We start from the raw sequence: 18,913 nt of genomic DNA, 5'->3' as shown, positions 1-18,913 counted from the left end.
TGGTGCCCGCTACTGGACTCGAACCAGTGACACCTTGCATGTCATGCAAGTACTCTAACCAACTGAGCTAAGCGGGCAAATTGTTTTTTGATACTAAGCAGAGCTTAATATTCGAAATTGGTGCCCGCTACTGGACTCGAACCAGTGACACCTTGCATGTCATGCAAGTACTCTAACCAACTGAGCTAAGCGGGCATATTTGAATTCATATAAATGAAACTCAAAGGCTTTCGTTGAAAGCGGGAAGAATATTAACGAGAGCCTGCCATTGGTGCAAGTATAAATTTCTAATTTTTAACTTGTTTGGTCGCTTTGTGATCGTGTTGGGTGTTATTTCATCTGTTTTGGCCATTTACTTGCTTGTTGATTGATTTCTTTTATTAATTTTTGGGCTCAATCCACCCAGCTACAGTTTGGATTGGAGCAGAAAAATCATTTTTAGTTAGCCAAACAGCGACAGCATCGACATTTTTAGGAAGTTGACTAAATTCGAACCGCCAAGAAGTTGAACCTGTTTGCTGTGTTTTGGATCTCACAACAAAGTCATGCTGTAATTTTTCCCCTCTGTTTTCCCCTCTGAGTACTTTCGTTTCTTGATTGCTCGAAAGGAGAACTAAGTGAGCGGTGTATTTTCCTGGTTCTGAGTAGTTTAAGGAAAATGATCCGTCGTCAGTGTAGTGCAACTTGAGAGCACCAGAGGTGCGAGTTGATAGTGGTGGTAGGGGAGAGCGATTAAAAAAGCCACGCCACTCTTTTCCGTCTACGACAAAACCAGGTGTATAAACGGAAGATGTTCTACCATACGCTTGATAAAGCCGCTGTCTCTGGCTAAAAGAGGGATGAGAAAAGACATCTTTCCAACCAAGGTAATCCCAATAGTCTACGTGAAAAGCCATTGGGATCACCCCAGACCATAAATTGGTATTATTTTTAAAGGTGCTTAAAAACTTATCTGCGGGTGGACAGCTGGAACAGCCTTCAGATGTGTAGAGCTCGACAAGTTGTGCAGGGGCACCTTTGTGAACCCAAGTCTGAGCATGAAGCCCGAGGGGAATTAAGCCTAGCGTAAGCGTGATCAATTTAAGCATTGTGTTCTCCTTCTTCTTTATTTTTATAACAAGACCGGAAAACTAGAAAAACTATTCATAATCGGTAGGTTCAGTGAGGATTCTCGCAATAATTCAAATGATGAGTGACTTAATTACCTTTGACTTTGAATATATCCTCGAATTTACATTTTTAAACTCAATTCTAGTTTCTTGCTCTTACTATTTCTGAAATGCTGCTTTGATGATGAATGTTTGAGGTGTGGTCTCATGAGGTTTGGGTATGCGATTAAAATATAATGAAATTACAGTAGCATTGGCATTAATGTTTAGCCCTATGGCAGCGGCAGATTCTCCCGTCGCGCCTGTTACTTTAGCGGTGAGCTATACAACCGGCTTAGAAGTGAGTGAATATTGGTTGAGTGAAAAATTGGATGGTATTCGCGCATTCTGGACAGGGAAAGAGTTATTAACGAGAAAAGGGAATCCCATTCATGCTCCTCGTTGGTTTACTGAGCAGTTACCAGATATGGCGCTCGATGGAGAGTTATGGGCTGGGCGAGGAAACTTTCATGTGGTGCAAAGTACGGTGTTAGATAAAACGCCAAATGATAAAGCGTGGAAGAATATTCAGTACATGCTTTTTGATCTACCAGTCGGTATTGGTGACTTTTCTAAACGGTATTATGACTTAGAAAATATTGTCACATCACTGGATATGGATCACATAAAACTGGTTAACCAATCTAGAGTTAATTCGGAAACAGAATTGCACCTTGAATTAGATAAAGTAGCTGCAGAAGATGGTGAAGGTTTAATGTTACGTAAAGTATCAAGTAAATACATTGCGGGCAGAGACCATTCTTTAGTTAAAGTAAAGAAGCACCAAGACGATGAAGGGGTAGTGATCGGGTACACTCAAGGTAAAGGGAAATACAGCGGCTTAATGGGCGCGCTAGTGGTGCAAATGAGTAATGGAACGGTGTTTAAATTGGGTAGTGGTTTTACTGATGAGTTAAGAAAAAAACCGCCTCAGTTAGGAGAAGTGATTACCTTTCGCTACAACGGCACCACCCAATCAGGCAAGCCTAAATTTGCCCGCTATATGAGAATTCGGGTGGAATAACCTTGAATCTCGTAACTTACTGCCGGCCAATGGTGAAATTGCAGCGCTTAAATAAGGATTGCCAATACCTTACATGTTCAATGGTTGCTTGTTTGAAGTTTTCATGAATTTTTCCTTCTATGTAGTAGCCATAATAAGGAGTAAAACTTACGTTATTGGCTTGGTGTTCAGACTGATACATTGAGATTAAATGTGGTTTTATTTCTTGGTAGTCGGAATCCAGTTTGGCCAAATAAGGTTGTATTTGCTCAATGTAAAATCGAAAGAAAATATTTTGTAGGTATTTGGCCTTAGTTTGATTTCTATTAAGGCCACAAATAATGAGCTTATCGTGCTGTTTTAGTTGAGTGGTCGCCGTGGTTAGCCAGTCAGTGCTGTGCTGTAGTGAATAGAAAAGTTGGCTTAAATAACGAGTTTTCGATAAGGCTCGTTGATGAAGAAAAAGTGTGTCGACGTCAGTGGGTAGTTGGTCATACGTTATTCCTAGCTGTATGTCACTAAAATAACGGATAGCTTGAAGCGTGGGAGTTGAACTGTGCATTTGTGTTATGGGCAACATGATGGGAAAGGGCTGTAATTGTTTATTCCATTCTTCTGAGGCCACGATGGTATTCCAATAACGTTGCAGTAATTGCTCTTGTTTTTGACTTTGAATATTAAGCAGCTCTGAGCGTGTCTCTTCGCGGAGGGCAGAAGAAACAAGGCATTTCTTTAAGGTATGTGAAAAGTTTATTTCGTAATGAAGCACATGAAATTCATCTTGCACTTTCCCTAAAATAGAGTTTCGTTCGGCAATGAGCTGGAATAAACCGCACTTTCTTAGTTCGTAGGCATCGAGTAACCCCATCCGAATATCTTCAATTGATACTCTTAGTTCTCTTTTTTCTGGTAAAGCTGGAATGGAGTGTGCTTTAAATGGCACTACATCTTGATCTTGTACATTGGCAAGCCTATTGAGATAGGTACTGAATACGTCTTCGGTTGGATCAGAATGGAAGCAACCTGATAATGGCAATAAACAAAAGTAAAGTAGCAGGTTTTTCAGTCTGGTCTTCACATCAAAAGTACATCTAAGAAGGCGTAAATTAAGAGTAAGTCAGAATGGGAAGGGAAACAATAAGGAAATGGCGAGTCACGGGGTGGTTAACCTTGTGACTCGCTATGTTTTAACTAGAAGCCATGACTAGTTGGGTATTGCTGTCTTGTTTGTGAATCCAACGTAAGCGTAAGCCCAACAGAACCGCAGCAGTACTTAAACCAACAATAAAGCCAATCCAGAAACCATAAGCACCCATAGGTTCAACAATCCAATCGGTCATACCTAAAACATAACCTAGTGGTAATCCACATAGCCAGTAAGCAATAAAGGTTCGGTTAAAAATGGCTCTCATGTCTTTATAACCACGTAACGCACCGCTGGCAATGACTTGAATTGCATCAGTACACTGATAGATCGCGGCGAATAACATGAGTTGAGCAGCAATGGTGATCACTTCTTGGTTATCGGTATACAGCAAAGCGATGTATTCTCTGAAAATAACCGTCAGCCCAGCAGTAATAAAGGCTGTGAATAAACCAAGCAGCAACCCACAATGCGAGGCAATTTTAGCCCCATCAATTTGTTCTTCACCAAGCTGGTGGCCAACACGAATACTCACCGCAGCACCGATGCTCATTGGTAGCATAAAAACAATGGACGAGAAGTTAATCGCAATCTGATGAGCAGCGACCGTGATAGGGCCAAGAGGCGCGACTAAAATAGCGACCACCGCAAACAGCGTGACTTCAAAAAACATGGCTGCGGCAACAGGGAAGCCTAACTTAAACAGGCGAATTTGCGCACTTAATTTTGGTTTATGAAAGTGTTCAAACAGTTTCACTTGTTTTAAGCGTTTGGAGGTGATCACGTAAAGGAACATGGCAAAAAACATGAGCCAGTATACGATCATTGTCGCCACACCACACCCGATAGCGCCTAGCTCTGGAGCACCAAACTTTCCATAGACGAAAATCCAGTTAAGCGGAATATTCGCCATTAAGCCAATAAAGCCGATGATCATGGCAGGTACTGTCAGTGATAGGCCATCGGAGAAGCTGCGTAAAGTTTGAAAAAGCAAAAAAGCAGGCACAGCCCAAGTAACCGCATGCATATAACCAATGGTTTTATCTGCCAGCACGGGTTCAACATCCATATATCGAATGATCCCTTCTGCATTATATAAAATAAGCATGATGGGAATGGAAATAAGAAGTGAAAGCGTAAAGCCTTGTTGTACTTCATAAGGGATTTTTTGTTGCTGACCCGATCCATTGAGTTGAGCGACAATAGGCACAAGCGCCATTAAAAGACCAACTCCAAACAAGATTGAAGGTAGCCAAATACTCGCTGCGACGGCAACCGCTGCCATGTCAGTGGCGCTTACGCCACCAGCCATAACGGTGTCTACAAAGCCCATGGAAGTTTGGGCAACATGAGCGATGAGCACAGGTGTAGAGAGTTTTATTAAACGTGGTATTTCAAGCTGGTATCTGTGCACAGACATCTCCTAGAACACTTAGAACAACATTGTATACAACAAAGTTGAGAGAGATAAAGACACCATGTGTTGAACAAGAGAGAAGTTCAACGGATCATGTCATTAGTTAGAACCGTTGATTATATCTATGCGAGTTGTTTATACAACTTAAACTATGTTCACATTTTCATCTAAGCAGCGAAAGCAGTTTCTGCCATTACCTTTTGCCAGATAAAGTTGCTTATCTGCGTAGCGGTAGGCTTTGATTGCACTTTCTACGCAGGGTGCGATGCCAATACTGGTTGTTATAGAAAAAACATCCTCGTTATCAGTACGTAAGATTAGGCTTTCAACTTCTTTGAGTAATATACAGGCTAGGCACTCAGCTTCTTTTTGTGTACGACATGGTGCCCAAATTGCAAATTCTTCCCCACCAATGCGGCCAAAAATCGTATTTTTATCGAGGCTACTGATGATTGCCTGAGAAAATTGTTTGAGGGTTTGATCGCCAATGTGATGACCGTATTGATCGTTAACGGCTTTAAAGTGATCGATATCCAATAGAAGAAGCCAGCCCTGCCCAGGTTGTTGCTTTTCGTTGACTTGCTCCCAGAAGAAGCGGCGGTTTGCGGCCCCTGTGAGTGGATCTTGGTTTGCCAATTGGGTTAATTGTTGATTTGCGTTTAACAGATCTTGAGTTCGTTCTGCTATTTTTTGTTCTAGTTGCTGATTATTTTGTTCCAGTAGGGCATTCAGTCGAACGGTTTCCTTTTTTTCTGTTTTCAGTTGCTTAATGGTACGTTTGAGCTGGGTGGTCATTTTGTTAAACGTGCGGGCCAATAAACCAAATTCATCTTTACGCGTGGTATCGACGTAAACATTCAGGTTTCCTTTGCTGATTTGGTTTGATGCATAAGTGATTTGGCGGATAGGGGAGAGAAGACGTTTCATTGTGAAAAAGCCAATTAATAGCGTTAAGGCTAGAATGGTAATGGTGATGCCTTGCGCCAGTATACTGGTTTGCCATAGCTTAGGCATAAAATCAGCGGCTGGGGCTACAGACACAACCCACCAAGTCTCTGTTTCATTAAATTGATAAGGGCGATAATAGACCAGCCACTCTTCATTTTTCACCGTAAGCGTTGTTGTACCAGCCTTCATCTCTTGTTGATCGAAAGATTGCCAAATTTTGGTATTAATGCCACTTTGGCTATGTAAGCTTGGCTGCAAATCAAAATGGTTAGGTACTGTATTATGAATGTTGGTGATGGTGGAACCATTCTGAGCAAAAATGAACGAGTCTCCATTAGCACTTAAAATGGCGTTTGCAAGATTGTTATTGATGGCGGAGATATTCAGGTCAAGGCCATAGACGCCTACCAAGTCACCACCATCGGTATAAACAGCTTGAGATAAAGTAACCCCTGATTTTTGACGAAATGGGTACATATAGCTGCCAGTCCAAACTGGTTCAGTGGAAGTAACGGCGTGTTTGAACCAATCTCGTGTTCGTGGGTCGTACTCTTTTTTTAGAGGTGTGTATATTCCCTGTTGGTATCTTACGTATTGATTGGGGTGGTCGGATTGTTGAATTGAGAAAAACTCGCCATTATCAGAACGCCCTGCCAGTGTGAATTGACCGCTGGTAGAGGCAAAATAAAAATGACTGATGTTTTTGTGGAACATGATATTCCACTTTAAATAATCTGCGAGAGCGACAGAGTTATCGGTGATTTCAATATGCATTCCACCAGAAAGTTGCTGGTTCAGCATAATATTATTTCCTTCACTGATGAAGGTGTCTAATTTTGAAATAATGGCGTCGCTCACATGACTATAAACATCTTTTACGGTATCCGATAAAATCTTTTTTGTTTTGTGTTGCCAAACAGAGATAATGGATATGGAGAGGCATAACACTAATAGAGATAGTGTAATCTGAACTTTAAAGGCGTAGCTATTTCGTAGTGCAGAAAACATATTATACCATGAGTGATAGATAGCGGTGTAAATTTGACGGGTGTCAAAAAAATGATTATACACAATTTATTACAACTGTCGATGTCAAGGAGTTCAAATGTTTACGGGAATTGTACAAGGCACAGCAGAAATAATTGAGATTAATAAAAAAGAGAATTTTCAGGAGAATATTATAAAATTACCTGAGGAATTAACATCAGGTATTGAGTTAGGTGCTTCGATTGCAAATAATGGTTGTTGCTTAACCGTAACGAAAGTGAATGGACGGTTGGTGCACTTTGATTTAATGCAAGAAACACTTAAGTTAACAAATTTAGGAGCCGTAAATATTGGCGATGAAGTTAATATTGAAAGGGCGGCAAAGTTTGGTGACGAAATTGGTGGTCATTCTATGTCAGGTCATATAATGACAATGGCTACAGTGAAAGAAATTATTAGAACACCAAATAATTGCAAAATATATTTCGAACTTGAAGCTAAGTTTATGAAATATGTTTTTGCAAAGGGATTTATTGGTATTGATGGAATTAGTTTAACTATTGGTGATGTGGAAGGTAATGCTTTTTCAGTGAACTTAATTCCTGAAACATTAGAGCGCACTAACATTGATTCCAGAGTTGTTGGCGATAAAATTAATATTGAAATTGATCCACAAACACAAGCGGTAGTTGAAACCGTTGAGCGAGTATTAGCAAATCAAGTTAGCTAATGTTTGCTGAGCTGTTGTTTTACTGAATCCTTGCTATTTCAAGGAACTATCACTATAAGCCACCCCAGTAAAAGCTTCATAACTGGGGTGTCTACATGAGTTTAAACTGCGTTTCCCGCTTAGAATATTTGCTCATCATCGGCATCAATATAAAGGTTGATGGTTTTGTGTTGCTCATCAACCTGCATATTTAAATGAATGGCTCTGCAGCATGCAGGACAGTCATCATAAAAATCCTGGCTACCATTGCTTGAGTCTAATGTGATACCAATTTTGTGACCACAATGAGGGCAAGAAACTCTTTTCTCAACATAATTTTTCACAAGCTCAACTCCTAAATATAAAGCCAATTTATAACTTTTTCGTCCCTGTTGAAATTATAGTAGAGTGCAAAAATTATTTTTGCCGAAAATTAAGTGGAAAAGTTGATTGTTCCCAAAGTATTATGATTATGAATCATAAAATAAGACTTAAATTGTAAAAATCTAATGCGACAGAATTATCAATAATGAATCAAATATCATATATGTAAATTTATTATTAAATAAGGTCGATGAATTTACTTTAAATTTATCATTTGATTTCAGAATGTAAATGATTGTTCTCGATTTTCCTAAAAGTTATTTTTAACTGAAATAAAAGTTTAGCTTTTATATACCTTTGATAGGTGGATTTTAATTAATATTAGATAAAAGTATAGGATCCTTTCTTTCCAATTAAAGTTACTGTTTGTTTTATCATCAAACTCTATTTTGCTCCTATAATTAAATTTTATAAAAATAAACCAAGTGATGAGGGCTAAGTGATGAATTTATCTGATACCGTTCAAAGAGGCTGGGAAGCCGTTGGCGCAGGTGATTTTGATGCTTTAGTTACTGACTATGTTGAAGATATGAAGTTTGTTATGCCGAGGCAGAGCCTCTCAACTTATCGTTTTGTTCAAATTCAATGGTGAAAAGATCTATGAAGAGAGATGGTTTATTGATACAGAGCAGTGGAAAAGTGCCGCCAAGTGACAATGTCACCTAGTGGCACTCAGTATTTAAAAGCTACGTATGTTGCAGTGTTGTGGAGAGTGCTGGCAAATCAGTACTCTGTACGTAGCTAAAGGTAGATGATCTAGTTGAGTTTTAGCTTGGCAATAATTTGTTCAGCATGGACTAGGTAGTCACCACCAAACATATTGCAATGATTCAAAATATGATACAAATTATAAAGATCACGTCTATCAGGGTAGCCTTTATCTAGACTTTGAACAGATAAATAGCCGTTAAAGAAAGCTTCAGAGAAACCACCAAATAGTTCAGCCATTGCAATATCACATTCATGATCACCCCAATAGCAGGCTGGATCGTACATGATTGGCCCCGATACGGAGACGGACACATTTCCGTGCCATAGATCACCATGAAGAAGGGAAGGGCGTGGGTGGTGGTGGGCTAGTATTTTCTGGCTATTATGCACAATAGTATTGATGTTGCCGAGTTTGATGCCTTTTTCGGCGGCGAGTTGTAATTGCCAACCTAAGCGTTGCTCTGAAAAAAATGTACTCCATTTCCGGTGCCATTCGTTGGGCTGTAAAGTTGAGCCAATGTAATTATCGCTGTCAAAACCGAATTCTGCTTGTTCTCCCCATTGGTGTTGCCTAGCCAGTTGAATACCAAGGGTTTCAGATTGCTCTTCATTAAGGAGAGGCTTTGTCGGGAGGTAATTCAATACTAAAAAAGAGCACTCTTTGGTGGTTCCGACATGGATCACTTCAGGAACATCCACACAGTCAGCATTTCTTAAATGATTGAGGCTTTCCACTTCTGAGACAAACAGTCCGAGCATGGATTTTTTATTGATCTTAACAAAATAGCGTTCTTCACCATTTGAAATGACATAACACTCATTGATTTCACCACCATCAATGGTCTCGTGTTCTGTGATTACAAAAGGTTTTTCAAGAATGTTAGAAACTTGCTGAGAAATAGCCTGCCACATAGAAGGGATCTCCATAGATGCAATGGATCATAGATTATTACGCCTCATCAATATCTTAGTTCATATTTATGAAGGTGAACTGTTATCTCTACCACAAACCTAGCATTCTTAGGCGCAAAGTGATGGGAAATGGTTGGAAAGCATGCTGAATAAAAAGCATCTATAGTTTTATCTGTAGTCGTCTATGTAGGGTGTATACGATGCACTATGAGTCTGGTCTGCTGACCTTATTTTTTGTCATTCTTGCACTGATTATTGGTGCCTTTGTTCGACATGGTCTTAAAAATCTTCAAATACCTTACACTGTCGCTCTATTAATTATTGGTTTGTGTCTTGGTCTCTTGCACAGAACAGAGTGGTTCGACGCCTACACCCCACTATTGGCTAATACGCTTGATCTGGTTATTGATATTAGCCCCCATATTATTATGTTTGTTTTTCTTCCTACTTTGATTTTTGAAAGTGCTTTTGCGATGGAAGTGCACCTTTTTCGAAGAATGTTCACGCAAATCGCTTTATTGGCTATTCCCGGGTTATTACTGGCAACAACATTAACGGCAAGCTTGGCTAAGTGGGTTTTCCCTTGGGATTGGAGCTGGGCGCTTTGCTTTCTTTTTGGTGCGTTGATCAGCGCAACGGATCCTGTGGCAGTAGTGGCGTTACTCAAAGAGGTGAGTTCCCGTAAACGACTGGAAACATTAATTGAAGGGGAATCGTTATTTAATGATGGTACGGCCATTGTGTTCTTTTCTCTGTTTTATGGCTGGGTGATCTCAACTTCCGATATAAATGTGAATGCATTTGCTGTTGCAGGGCAGTTTGCTTGGGTGGTTTCAATAGGATTGGCTATTGGGGTTGCACTGGGCGGTTTAAGCATCATATGGATTGGGCGAGTGTTCAACGATCCAATGATTGAAATTACGCTCTCTATTGCTGCGGCGTATTTAGTGTTCTTTATTGCGGAAAGCATTCATGTGTCTGGTGTTGTATCGGTTGTCGCACTTGCTTTGATGTTTGCCAGTATTGGCCGGACACGAGTCTCGCCCGAAGTCGCTGGTTTCTTACATCACTTTTGGGAAATGATGGCGCACATAGCCAATACCTTGATTTTCTTGTTGGTAGGGGTATTGATTGCAGCTCGTGTTCCATTGAATGACATTGAGCTTTGGAAAATGTTGTTCATTTTATATATCGGTATTTTCTTCATTCGAGGTTTTGCCATTGTGGTGTTTATGCCGATTTTAAAACGCATTGGCATAGGGATTACCAATGAAAAAGCCATTGTTCTATTGTGGGGAGGATTAAGAGGAGCGGTGTCGTTGGCTTTAGCGCTCACTATTGCAGCCGATGATTTGATTCCAAAAGTGATTGGTGATCAGATCTTATTCTTATGTGCAGGTATCGTAGTACTGACGATCTTGGTGAACGGTTCCAGTATGGGGTTGTTATTAAAGTGGCTAGGGCTAAATAAGTTGCCTGATGCGAAACAAGCGACTGTCGACAAAGCGAGTTCAAAAATTCATGAGGCTCTTAATGATTTACTGCCAGGTATGATGGAGAGTGAGTTTTTAAAAGGGGCTGACTGGCAAGATGTTAAAAAGGCAGCAAAGCTAGGGTCGATCACGAAAGAATTAGAAAATGAAACGGAAACCATCAGTGATGAAGAATTGGCTATAGCGTTTCAGCGGCGTTTGTTAGAAACAGAGCGTAAAAACTACTGGACTCAATTTGAACAAGGTACATTGGGCAAGCAAGCGACCAATATTTTGGTTCGCGCAGTAGAAAAAGCACTAGACGGTGAACCGCAAATTGGACCGAGACAGGCACTGTATCGAGTGTGGAGAACGCCGCCTATTTTAGATTCACTGCGCCAAGTATACGGCATTAAACGACTGGTTTTATCTGCACTGTACGAGCGTTTAGCACTGGGCTATGACGTTGCGCGTGGTTTTATTCAAGCGCAAGATGAGCTTCATTCTCACATTAAAACGTTAGCTCCTTGTGAAAGCCAAGCAGAGCTGGTGCATGATCAAGTGGAACAAAATAAAAAGTTAACGGTGCAACACATTCAGCAGATCCGAGAAAGCTTTCCTGAAGTGGTCAATGCATTGGAAACACAGGCCGCGTCACGTTTGTTGCTCAATCGTGAGCGTGCGGTTATTCAGCAGCAATTAAAGCAAGCCGTATTAGATATGCCTGAAGCGGTTCGTATGATCAATGATGTTGAAACTCGCATGGAAGCCTTACAAAAAAGTCCGCTCAGTAAAAATCCGGTTCAAATTGAGCAATGGCAGCGCTTAATGCCATGGACGAAAGATACCCGCGAGCAAACACGCACTAAGCTAGTGAGTATGATGCAGCACAGTATCTATAACGATGGTGATGTTATTGCAGAGCAAGGAAAAAACCTGTGTGCTTTGGGTATTGTCGCGCAGGGAACCGTTATTGTGAGCGAAATAAAAGATGATGAAAAAGTGACTCGTTTGATTGGACCGGGTGAAAATTTCGCTGGGCTGTCATTACTTTCGACCATCAGCCCGGCTAATTATCAAGCTCAAAATACTTGTAATATTGTTTGGCTACAAGGTGAACAATTAAAAACACTTATGACTCAAGATGTTAAATTATCTCAAGCGATTGCTAAATTGATGCTGTAATCCTTTCCACAACTCGATCCAGTTCATTTTTTCCTGCTGATATTTGTGTTACTTTATTCTGGTCTGACCTGATTGCTCCTAATTACCTCATTTCATGTTGTTTCTTTTATGTTAGTTCGTGTGAATAAATAGTGTGCTCGAACGCTCAGTTTTAGTTCGTTTTTGTTTCGTTTTTGTTTTAAAAGGGTACATTCTCTTTCGCACAATCAAAGTGAACCCTACACAAAAATAAAACAAAGGAACTGAAATAATGACTCACACAAAAAAACATACTCTGTTGGGAGAGTGTCTAGCTGAGTTTATAGGAACTGGCTTACTGATCTTTTTTGGTGTTGGTTGCGTAGCAGCGTTAGTGTTAACTGGTGCCAGTTTTGGCCAATGGGAAATTAGCATCATGTGGGGCTTAGGGGTAAGTATTGCCATCTACTGCACTGCGGGTGTGTCCGGCGCTCATATTAACCCTGCTGTTACTATTGCACTTGCTGCTTTCCACGGATTTGATAAGCAGAAAGTACTCCCTTATATCGTGTCTCAGCTGGCGGGGGCGTTTTGTTCAGCGGCGTTGGTATATGGTTTATACAGCAACTTGTTTGTTGATTATGAGGTTGCGAATGGTTTTGTTCGTAGCAGTGAAGCGGCACTGTCAACGGCTGGTATTTTCTCTACTTACCCACATCCTTCTTTATCCTTCTTTGGTGCGGTAGCAGTTGAATTTATAATTACAGCGGTATTGATGTTTGCCATTTTAGCATTAGGTGATGAGAACAACGGTGCGTCTCGTGGAGCAATGAACCCATTACTGATCGGTATTCTTATCGCAGTAATTGGTGGTTCTTTAGGCCCACTAACTGGTTTTGCTATGAACCCAGCACGTGATTTTGGTCCTAAGTTCTTCGCATATTTAGCGGGTTGGGAGCATGCACTTACAGGCGCGAAAGACATCCCATACTTCATTGTTCCAATCTTAGGCCCAATTGCTGGTGCATGTTTTGGCGCTTGGGCATATCCAAAAGCCATCGCACAATTTTTACCTAACGTAGGAACTGGCTGTACGATTCCAAATCAGTGTGAAGAATCGGAAGAACAACAAGAAGTACGTGTTTAAAACTAAAATTATTAATAAAACAATTTATCGTTGAAACAATAAGGAATCTCCCATGACTGAGCAAAAATACATCGTAGCATTGGATCAAGGTACAACCAGTTCTCGTGCTGTTATTTTGGACCACGATGCCAATATCGTGAGTGTCTCTCAGCGTGAATTTACTCAAATCTACCCTCAAGCGGGGTGGGTGGAACATGACGCATTAGAAATTTATGCGACTCAAAGCTCAACGCTTGTAGAGGCGTTAGCAAAATCAGGGATTCATTCTGACGAAGTTGCTGCCATTGGTATCACGAACCAACGTGAAACCACCATTGTTTGGAACAAAAATACGGGTAAACCTGTATATAACGCTATTGTTTGGCAATGTCGCCGTACTGCGGATATTTGTGAAACACTAAAAGAAGACGGCCTAGAAGAGTACATTCGTGAAAACACAGGCCTTGTTGTGGATCCATACTTCTCAGGCACAAAAATTAAGTGGATTTTAGATAACGTTGAAGGTGCTCGTGAACAAGCTGAAGCGGGTGAACTGCTGTTTGGTACGGTAGATACTTGGCTTGTTTGGAACATGACGCAAGGCCGAGTGCATGTAACGGATTATACCAACGCATCTCGTACTATGTTGTTTAATATTAACTCTCTAGAGTGGGATGAGAAACTACTGAAAGCGTTTGATATTCCATTGTCCATGATGCCTGAAGTTAAATCGTCATCAGAAGTGTACGGCAAAACAAACATTGGTGGTAAAGGCGGAACGCGTATTCCAATTGCAGGTATTGCGGGTGATCAACAAGCGGCACTTTACGGTCAAATGTGTGTAGAGCAGGGGCAAGCGAAGAACACATACGGTACTGGCTGTTTCTTATTAATGAACACAGGTAAAGAGAAAGTTACTTCGAAGAATGGCCTTCTAACGACACTGGCGTGTGGCCCAAGAGGTGAAGCTGCGTATGCTCTTGAGGGCGCGGTATTCATGGGGGGGGCGTCTATTCAATGGCTTCGTGATGAAATGAAGTTGCTGGCGGATGCAAAAGACTCAGAATATTTTGCCACAAAAGTAGATACCTCTAACGGTGTGTACGTTGTTCCTGCCTTTACTGGTTTAGGGGCACCATACTGGGATGCATACGCTCGTGGTACGATTGTTGGCCTAACTCGTGGCGTTAACTCTAACCATATTATTCGTGCAACCCTTGAAGGTATTGCTTACCAAACCCGTGATGTATTGGATGCCATGCAAGCGGACTCTGGCATTAAGTTGTCGGCACTGCGTGTTGATGGTGGTGCAGTAGCGAATAACTTCCTGATGCAGTTCCAATCAGACATTCTAGATACAGAGGTTCACCGCCCAGAAGTGACGGAGGTAACCGCGTTAGGTGCTGCTTACTTAGCCGGTTTAGCGGTTGGTTTCTGGGATAGCCTAGATGAGCTGGCAGATAAAGCCGTGATTGATCGTTCTTTTGAGCCGCAGTGCGATGAAGTAAAACGTGAAAAACGCTACAAAGGTTGGAAACGTGCGGTTAAATGTGCGCAATCTTGGGCTGATATGCACGATGAAGACTAACAATCTCGAATATACACCTATATGATTAAAAGAGCGTCTTCGGACGCTCTTTTTGTTTCTATTCGAACATATTATGATTTAAATCACGTAGCTGGGGGCTTGTTACATTGCTATTCATGGCTTGCTAGGTAAACTAATTTCCAAAGAAGTAATTGGAATAAGGATATACGGTTCGTGAAACAAACCAAGAGACACCAAGAAATAATCGATCTTGTTCAGAAGCACGGTTACGTTAGCACTGATGATCTTGTTGAACGTTTTAACGTTAGTCCGCAAACCATTCGCCGTGATCTTAATGAGCTTGCTGATGAAAATAAAATTCGTCGTCATCATGGTGGGGCAACCATTCCTTCAAGCTCAGTAAATACCGCTTACAATGCACGTAAAGTCATGCAATTAGGTGAAAAAGACAGCATTGCTCAAGCCTTGGCAAAACACATCCCAGATGGTGCAACCCTGTTCATTGATATAGGTACAACACCAGAAGCAGTGGCAAGAGCGCTGGCAGAAAGCCATAAAGATTTACGTATTGTGACCAACAACATTAATGTGGCCAGCATATTAATGGGTAAAGACGACTTCAAAGTAATTCTAGCTGGTGGAGAAGTTCGTAATAAAGATGGTGGCATAGTGGGGGAAGCTACCCTCGACTTTATCTCTCAGTTCCGTTTAGATTTCGGTATATTGGGTATTAGTGGTATCGACTACGATGGCTCATTGCTGGATTTTGATTACCATGAAGTGCGTGTGAAAAAAGCCATTATTGAAAACAGCCGTAGTGTATTCCTTGCAGTTGATCATACTAAATTTGGCCGTAATGCTATGGTGAATTTAGGCAATATTTCAGAAATCCACTTGTTGATCACAAACGAAGAGCCACCTGTTGAGATCACTGCAGTATTGAATGAACACGATATTGCTTATGAGGTAATTAGAACTTAGTACCGACTTATCTCTTTAGTTATAGATTTGATTAACAACAAAGCTGGAACACTCTTCCAGCTTTTTTTATCTAAGAAAACCGTTTAATTATTTGCATCATTGTTATATACACAAATCCCTTTTAAAAGAAAGACATTTCATTTCAATATAAATGCCACTGGTTTCTTATTTTATCCGTCTTGTAACCTTAGTCACATTTGTTTAACTTTGAATGTTTAATATGCTCGTTCGAGCTTTTTGTGGTCTGACCTCTATGCTAAGTTGGTTTTATTACGTAGTACTAACCGCTTTCATAAAAGGAGATTCATTTTGAAAAAAGCATCGATTGCACTTTTACTGTGCTGTGGATTTCTGAGTTCTGCACAAGCAACGGATTGGGTAGAAGACAGCGAATTATCAGGCTTTGAAACAACAACATTGTCGTTGCAAGATGACTACGATGGGGTAGCGATCGCGACTGTGATCAGGCAGAGAAATTCCGAAGATAGTCAAAAAGCCGTGTTGTACATTCATGGTTATTCAGACTATTTCTTTCAAGAAGAGATGGCTCAAAAATATCTAGACAATGGGTATAATTTTTACGCTATTGATCTTCGTAAATACGGCCGTTCGATATCGGAAAATACCCTTCATCCAAATATGATGAAAGACATCAGCGAATATGATGAGGAAATTACGAAAGCAATTACATTGATTCGTGGCGAAGAGGGGAATACACAGTTACTACTGGCTGGTCATTCCACTGGTGGATTGATCGGTGCAACGTATGCCAATAAGTTTAAGGCAGATAAAACAATAGATGCTGTTTTTTTAAATAGCCCGTATTTAAACAAAGTGCCCACAGGAGCCTCTGCGATTATGGCGTTGGGCTTAACGTGCCCATTTTGTGAGCTACCAACACCACCAAACCTAAAAGTGTATGGTCAATCCATTAGCGATCAATATTACGGTGAGTGGGATTTTAACCTTGATTGGAAGCCTGTAGGTAGAGACGGAGGAGATATCCCTGTTTATGCTGGTTGGCTGCGTGCTGTGTACATGGCTCAACATAAAGTGAAAGAGGGGTTAGATATAGAAGTGCCAATTTTGGTTATGCACTCTAAATACAGCTATAAACCACTTTTTTATACAGACAAAGCTTCCACGATGGATACGGTATTGGTGGTAGATGAAATTAATGAATATGCGGATTATTTAGGCGATCATGTAACTAAAATTCGCGTCGACGGTGGGTTACATGATTTAGTGTTATCGGAACAAAGTGTTCGAGACCAAGTGTATTACGAGCTGTTTCGTTGGTTAGATGGTTACCTGAAGTAGTAGAAATATAAAAAGATGAGCTGTGAAGACCATCATATGGTTTATATGATGGTCTGAGTGTTCGGCGTTTAATCAAGAATAATATGAGGCAAGTAGCGAGATAAATCTTGCGTCACGAGTGAGCTGTCTTCACGAAGTGAAATGCCCGCAGGTTCATCGTTAATCAGCCAGCTTCCAATTAAGGTGTAGTTATCTTTAAATTTAGGTAACGGATGGAAAGCTTGAATAATATGACCTTCTTCCCCATAAGGGCCTTCCGTATCTAAGGCTATTTTTCCATTACGCACTACCTGAATGTTGGCACCTTCACGTGAAAATAATGGTTTGATTACGTAATCTTTGAGCTGCTTTGCTTTTGGATCATCAGCAAAATAAGAAGGCAACAAATTAGGGTGGTTAGGAAACTTTTGCCACAATGCTGGCAGTAGAGCTTTATTGGAAATAATGGATTTCCACATCGGCTCTAACCAGTTTACTTTGGCACTGTTCAAATGTTGCGCATACTCTTCACGGAACATGAACTCCCAAGGATAGAGTTTAAACATCCAGCGAATAAGGCGATCATCGGAGTCCGTAAATTCACCGTCGGCGGTAACACCAATATCTTCAATGTGTACAAATGCGGTATTCAAACCAGCTTCTTTAGCGCAGTCTTCCATGTATTGAACTGTACCGCGATCTTCTTCAGTGTCTTTGCAACATGAAAAATGAAGTGTCTGGCCTGGCTGTAGGCGAGCAAGCTCTTGGAAGCGAGCCATCATTAATTCTTGAAGTAAGTTGAACTGATCAGCATCTCGTCGGATCTTGCCACTTTTTACTAAGTCTTCTAGCCAAAACCACTGCCAAAAACCCGTTTCGTACAGTGACGTTGGTGTATCGGCGTTGTTCTCATAAAATTTTGCAGGGCCAGTGCCGTCGTAGGCTAAATCAATACGAGAGTAGAGAGAAGGCTCTTTACGTTTCCATGAGTCAAGCACGTTTTGCCACATGGCTTCTGGAATTTGAAAGCGTTTTAGCCAGTAATCATCTTTGACAACCATATCCACAACGTCGAGGCACATTTCATGGATTTCTTTGGTTGGATCTTCAAGATCTTTTTCGATCTGGTTTAACGTAAATTGATAATAAGCGCTTTCATCCCAGTAGGGTTCACCATACATGGTGTGGAAGCCAAAGCCATATTCAGCAGCAAGCTGTTGCCAGTGTTTTCTTGGGGTACTTTCAATACGAAGCATTGGGATCTCTGAAGGTCTTCTTAACAGCAGAAAAGGCCAGCGTTGTGTTGCTGGCCTGTATCATAAGGGAGTGAGTTTTTAGCCGCCCCAGCTAGAACCCCAGCTCTTAGAGCTTGAGCTAGATTTAGAGCTTGAGCTGCTCCAGCTCGATTTTGCTGAAACTGTTGAGCCAAAGCCACCACGAGAAATGGTGCGTGTAACCACAGGCTTTGGTTTCATCTCGCTTTCACTAATCAGTACAGTGCTTTTGCTGTATTTAGTTCCGTACTTGCGGCCGTCGGAAGTAATCCAATCGTTATAGTACACACTGCTTGAGTTAGTAGAACTAAACATTGGCTGAGAGTAATAGCTTTGATTATTATGCCGTACGCGAGCAAACATAAATCCGCTCATTGCTGGCATAAACCAGTTATTATTTGGCGTTTCAACACAGCCACTATAACCGAACTCATAAGCACAGTTTTCTAATGTTTTGTATTTCGGTGCGGTTTTTGCCGCCTCTTTTAATGCATCCTGATATGCTGAGCGACATTGGTAAGCATAGTTAGGGTGATCATCAATACAATCATCAATGGTGCTGTAGATGGTTGTTTTTGTTCTGTTATCACTACATCCAGCTAACATGGCGCTAGCAACGGCGATGGACACTGGCGCTACACTAAAAGTGCGCCAATTTTTTCGCATTTGTGGAAGAACAACGTTTTGACTACGTTTCATGTGCCCT

At 41.0% G+C, this 18,913-nt stretch carries 16 protein-coding genes and 2 tRNA genes; 8 read left to right on the top strand and 10 right to left on the bottom strand.

Going from position 1 to position 18,913, the window contains the following annotated elements; genetic code table 11:
• From MHO82_RS06185 to MHO82_RS06175, 3 genes are all read right to left on the bottom strand, one after another.
• Positions 1-77: transfer RNA gene (locus tag MHO82_RS06185), tRNA-Val, on the bottom strand.
• A gap of 41 nt (positions 78-118) precedes the next feature.
• Positions 119-195: transfer RNA gene (locus tag MHO82_RS06180), tRNA-Val, on the bottom strand.
• Between the two features lie 185 nt (positions 196-380).
• Positions 381-1,088: a DUF1223 domain-containing protein gene (locus tag MHO82_RS06175; RefSeq protein WP_239182982.1), complete on the bottom strand. Its 708-nt coding sequence runs from the start codon at positions 1,086-1,088 to the stop codon at positions 381-383.
• Between the two features lie 241 nt (positions 1,089-1,329).
• Between MHO82_RS06175 and MHO82_RS06170 the strand changes: the two genes are divergently transcribed.
• On the top strand, positions 1,330-2,172 hold the full coding sequence (locus MHO82_RS06170; protein WP_239182981.1) for a DNA ligase: 843 nt from the start codon (positions 1,330-1,332) through the stop codon (positions 2,170-2,172).
• Positions 2,173-2,188: 16 nt separating this feature from the next.
• On the opposite strand, the gene MHO82_RS06165 is transcribed toward MHO82_RS06170, so the two are convergent.
• From MHO82_RS06165 to MHO82_RS06155, 3 genes are all read right to left on the bottom strand, one after another.
• Entirely contained in the window at positions 2,189-3,229 is a 1,041-nt protein-coding gene (locus tag MHO82_RS06165; protein WP_239182980.1) for a DUF3080 domain-containing protein, read from the bottom strand.
• 109 nt (positions 3,230-3,338) lie between these two features.
• Complete coding sequence (locus tag MHO82_RS06160; RefSeq protein ID WP_239182979.1) at positions 3,339-4,709, bottom strand: MATE family efflux transporter; 1,371 nt, start codon at positions 4,707-4,709, stop codon at positions 3,339-3,341.
• A 147-nt stretch (positions 4,710-4,856) separates the two neighbouring features.
• Positions 4,857-6,668 carry a diguanylate cyclase gene (locus tag MHO82_RS06155; protein ID WP_239182978.1) on the bottom strand — a complete coding sequence of 604 codons (1,812 nt, stop codon included), beginning with the start codon at positions 6,666-6,668 and terminating at the stop codon, positions 4,857-4,859.
• A gap of 97 nt (positions 6,669-6,765) precedes the next feature.
• Between MHO82_RS06155 and MHO82_RS06150 the strand changes: the two genes are divergently transcribed.
• Positions 6,766-7,377, top strand: a complete 612-nt coding sequence (locus tag MHO82_RS06150) for a riboflavin synthase subunit alpha (RefSeq protein ID WP_239182977.1) — start codon at positions 6,766-6,768, stop codon at positions 7,375-7,377.
• Positions 7,378-7,496: 119 nt separating this feature from the next.
• On the opposite strand, the gene MHO82_RS06145 is transcribed toward MHO82_RS06150, so the two are convergent.
• Complete coding sequence (locus MHO82_RS06145) at positions 7,497-7,700, bottom strand: CPXCG motif-containing cysteine-rich protein (protein WP_239182976.1); 204 nt, start codon at positions 7,698-7,700, stop codon at positions 7,497-7,499.
• A gap of 479 nt (positions 7,701-8,179) precedes the next feature.
• Between MHO82_RS06145 and MHO82_RS06140 the strand changes: the two genes are divergently transcribed.
• Entirely contained in the window at positions 8,180-8,332 is a 153-nt protein-coding gene (locus tag MHO82_RS06140) for a hypothetical protein (protein WP_239182975.1), read from the top strand.
• Between the two features lie 164 nt (positions 8,333-8,496).
• On the opposite strand, the gene MHO82_RS06135 is transcribed toward MHO82_RS06140, so the two are convergent.
• Complete coding sequence (locus MHO82_RS06135; RefSeq protein WP_239182974.1) at positions 8,497-9,363, bottom strand: fructosamine kinase family protein; 867 nt, start codon at positions 9,361-9,363, stop codon at positions 8,497-8,499.
• A gap of 200 nt (positions 9,364-9,563) precedes the next feature.
• Here MHO82_RS06135 and MHO82_RS06130 point away from each other — a divergent pair, with 200 nt between their 5' ends.
• The 5 genes from MHO82_RS06130 to MHO82_RS06110 all read left to right on the top strand — a co-directional run bounded on the left by MHO82_RS06130 (position 9,564) and on the right by MHO82_RS06110 (position 16,954).
• Entirely contained in the window at positions 9,564-12,020 is a 2,457-nt protein-coding gene (locus tag MHO82_RS06130; protein ID WP_239182973.1) for a cation:proton antiporter, read from the top strand.
• A gap of 250 nt (positions 12,021-12,270) precedes the next feature.
• Complete coding sequence (locus MHO82_RS06125; RefSeq protein ID WP_239182972.1) at positions 12,271-13,125, top strand: MIP/aquaporin family protein; 855 nt, start codon at positions 12,271-12,273, stop codon at positions 13,123-13,125.
• A 52-nt stretch (positions 13,126-13,177) separates the two neighbouring features.
• Positions 13,178-14,692 (top strand): glycerol kinase GlpK, encoded by a 1,515-nt coding sequence (gene glpK / locus MHO82_RS06120; RefSeq protein ID WP_239182971.1) that lies wholly within the window; start codon positions 13,178-13,180, stop codon positions 14,690-14,692.
• A gap of 174 nt (positions 14,693-14,866) precedes the next feature.
• The gene (locus MHO82_RS06115; protein ID WP_239182970.1) at positions 14,867-15,634 is read left to right on the top strand and encodes a DeoR/GlpR family transcriptional regulator; all 768 of its coding nucleotides are present in this window, start codon (positions 14,867-14,869) and stop codon (positions 15,632-15,634) included.
• Between the two features lie 309 nt (positions 15,635-15,943).
• Positions 15,944-16,954, top strand: coding sequence for an alpha/beta hydrolase (locus tag MHO82_RS06110; protein ID WP_239182969.1), 1,011 nt, complete (start codon positions 15,944-15,946; stop codon positions 16,952-16,954).
• Between the two features lie 68 nt (positions 16,955-17,022).
• Here the strand turns inward: MHO82_RS06110 and MHO82_RS06105 are convergent, their stop codons facing one another.
• Both MHO82_RS06105 and MHO82_RS06100 read right to left on the bottom strand, forming a co-directional pair.
• Complete coding sequence (locus tag MHO82_RS06105; RefSeq protein ID WP_239182968.1) at positions 17,023-18,189, bottom strand: glutathionylspermidine synthase family protein; 1,167 nt, start codon at positions 18,187-18,189, stop codon at positions 17,023-17,025.
• A 78-nt stretch (positions 18,190-18,267) separates the two neighbouring features.
• The gene (locus MHO82_RS06100; RefSeq protein WP_239182967.1) at positions 18,268-18,906 is read right to left on the bottom strand and encodes a DUF1190 domain-containing protein; all 639 of its coding nucleotides are present in this window, start codon (positions 18,904-18,906) and stop codon (positions 18,268-18,270) included.
• Between the last annotated feature and the right edge of the window lie 7 nt (positions 18,907-18,913).

Source organism: Vibrio sp. Of7-15 (genome assembly GCF_022347565.1).
Lineage (GTDB): Bacteria > Pseudomonadota > Gammaproteobacteria > Enterobacterales > Vibrionaceae > NORP241.
Note: the sequence above shows the minus strand (reverse complement) of the source record. Positions and strands in the feature narration are given on the sequence as shown.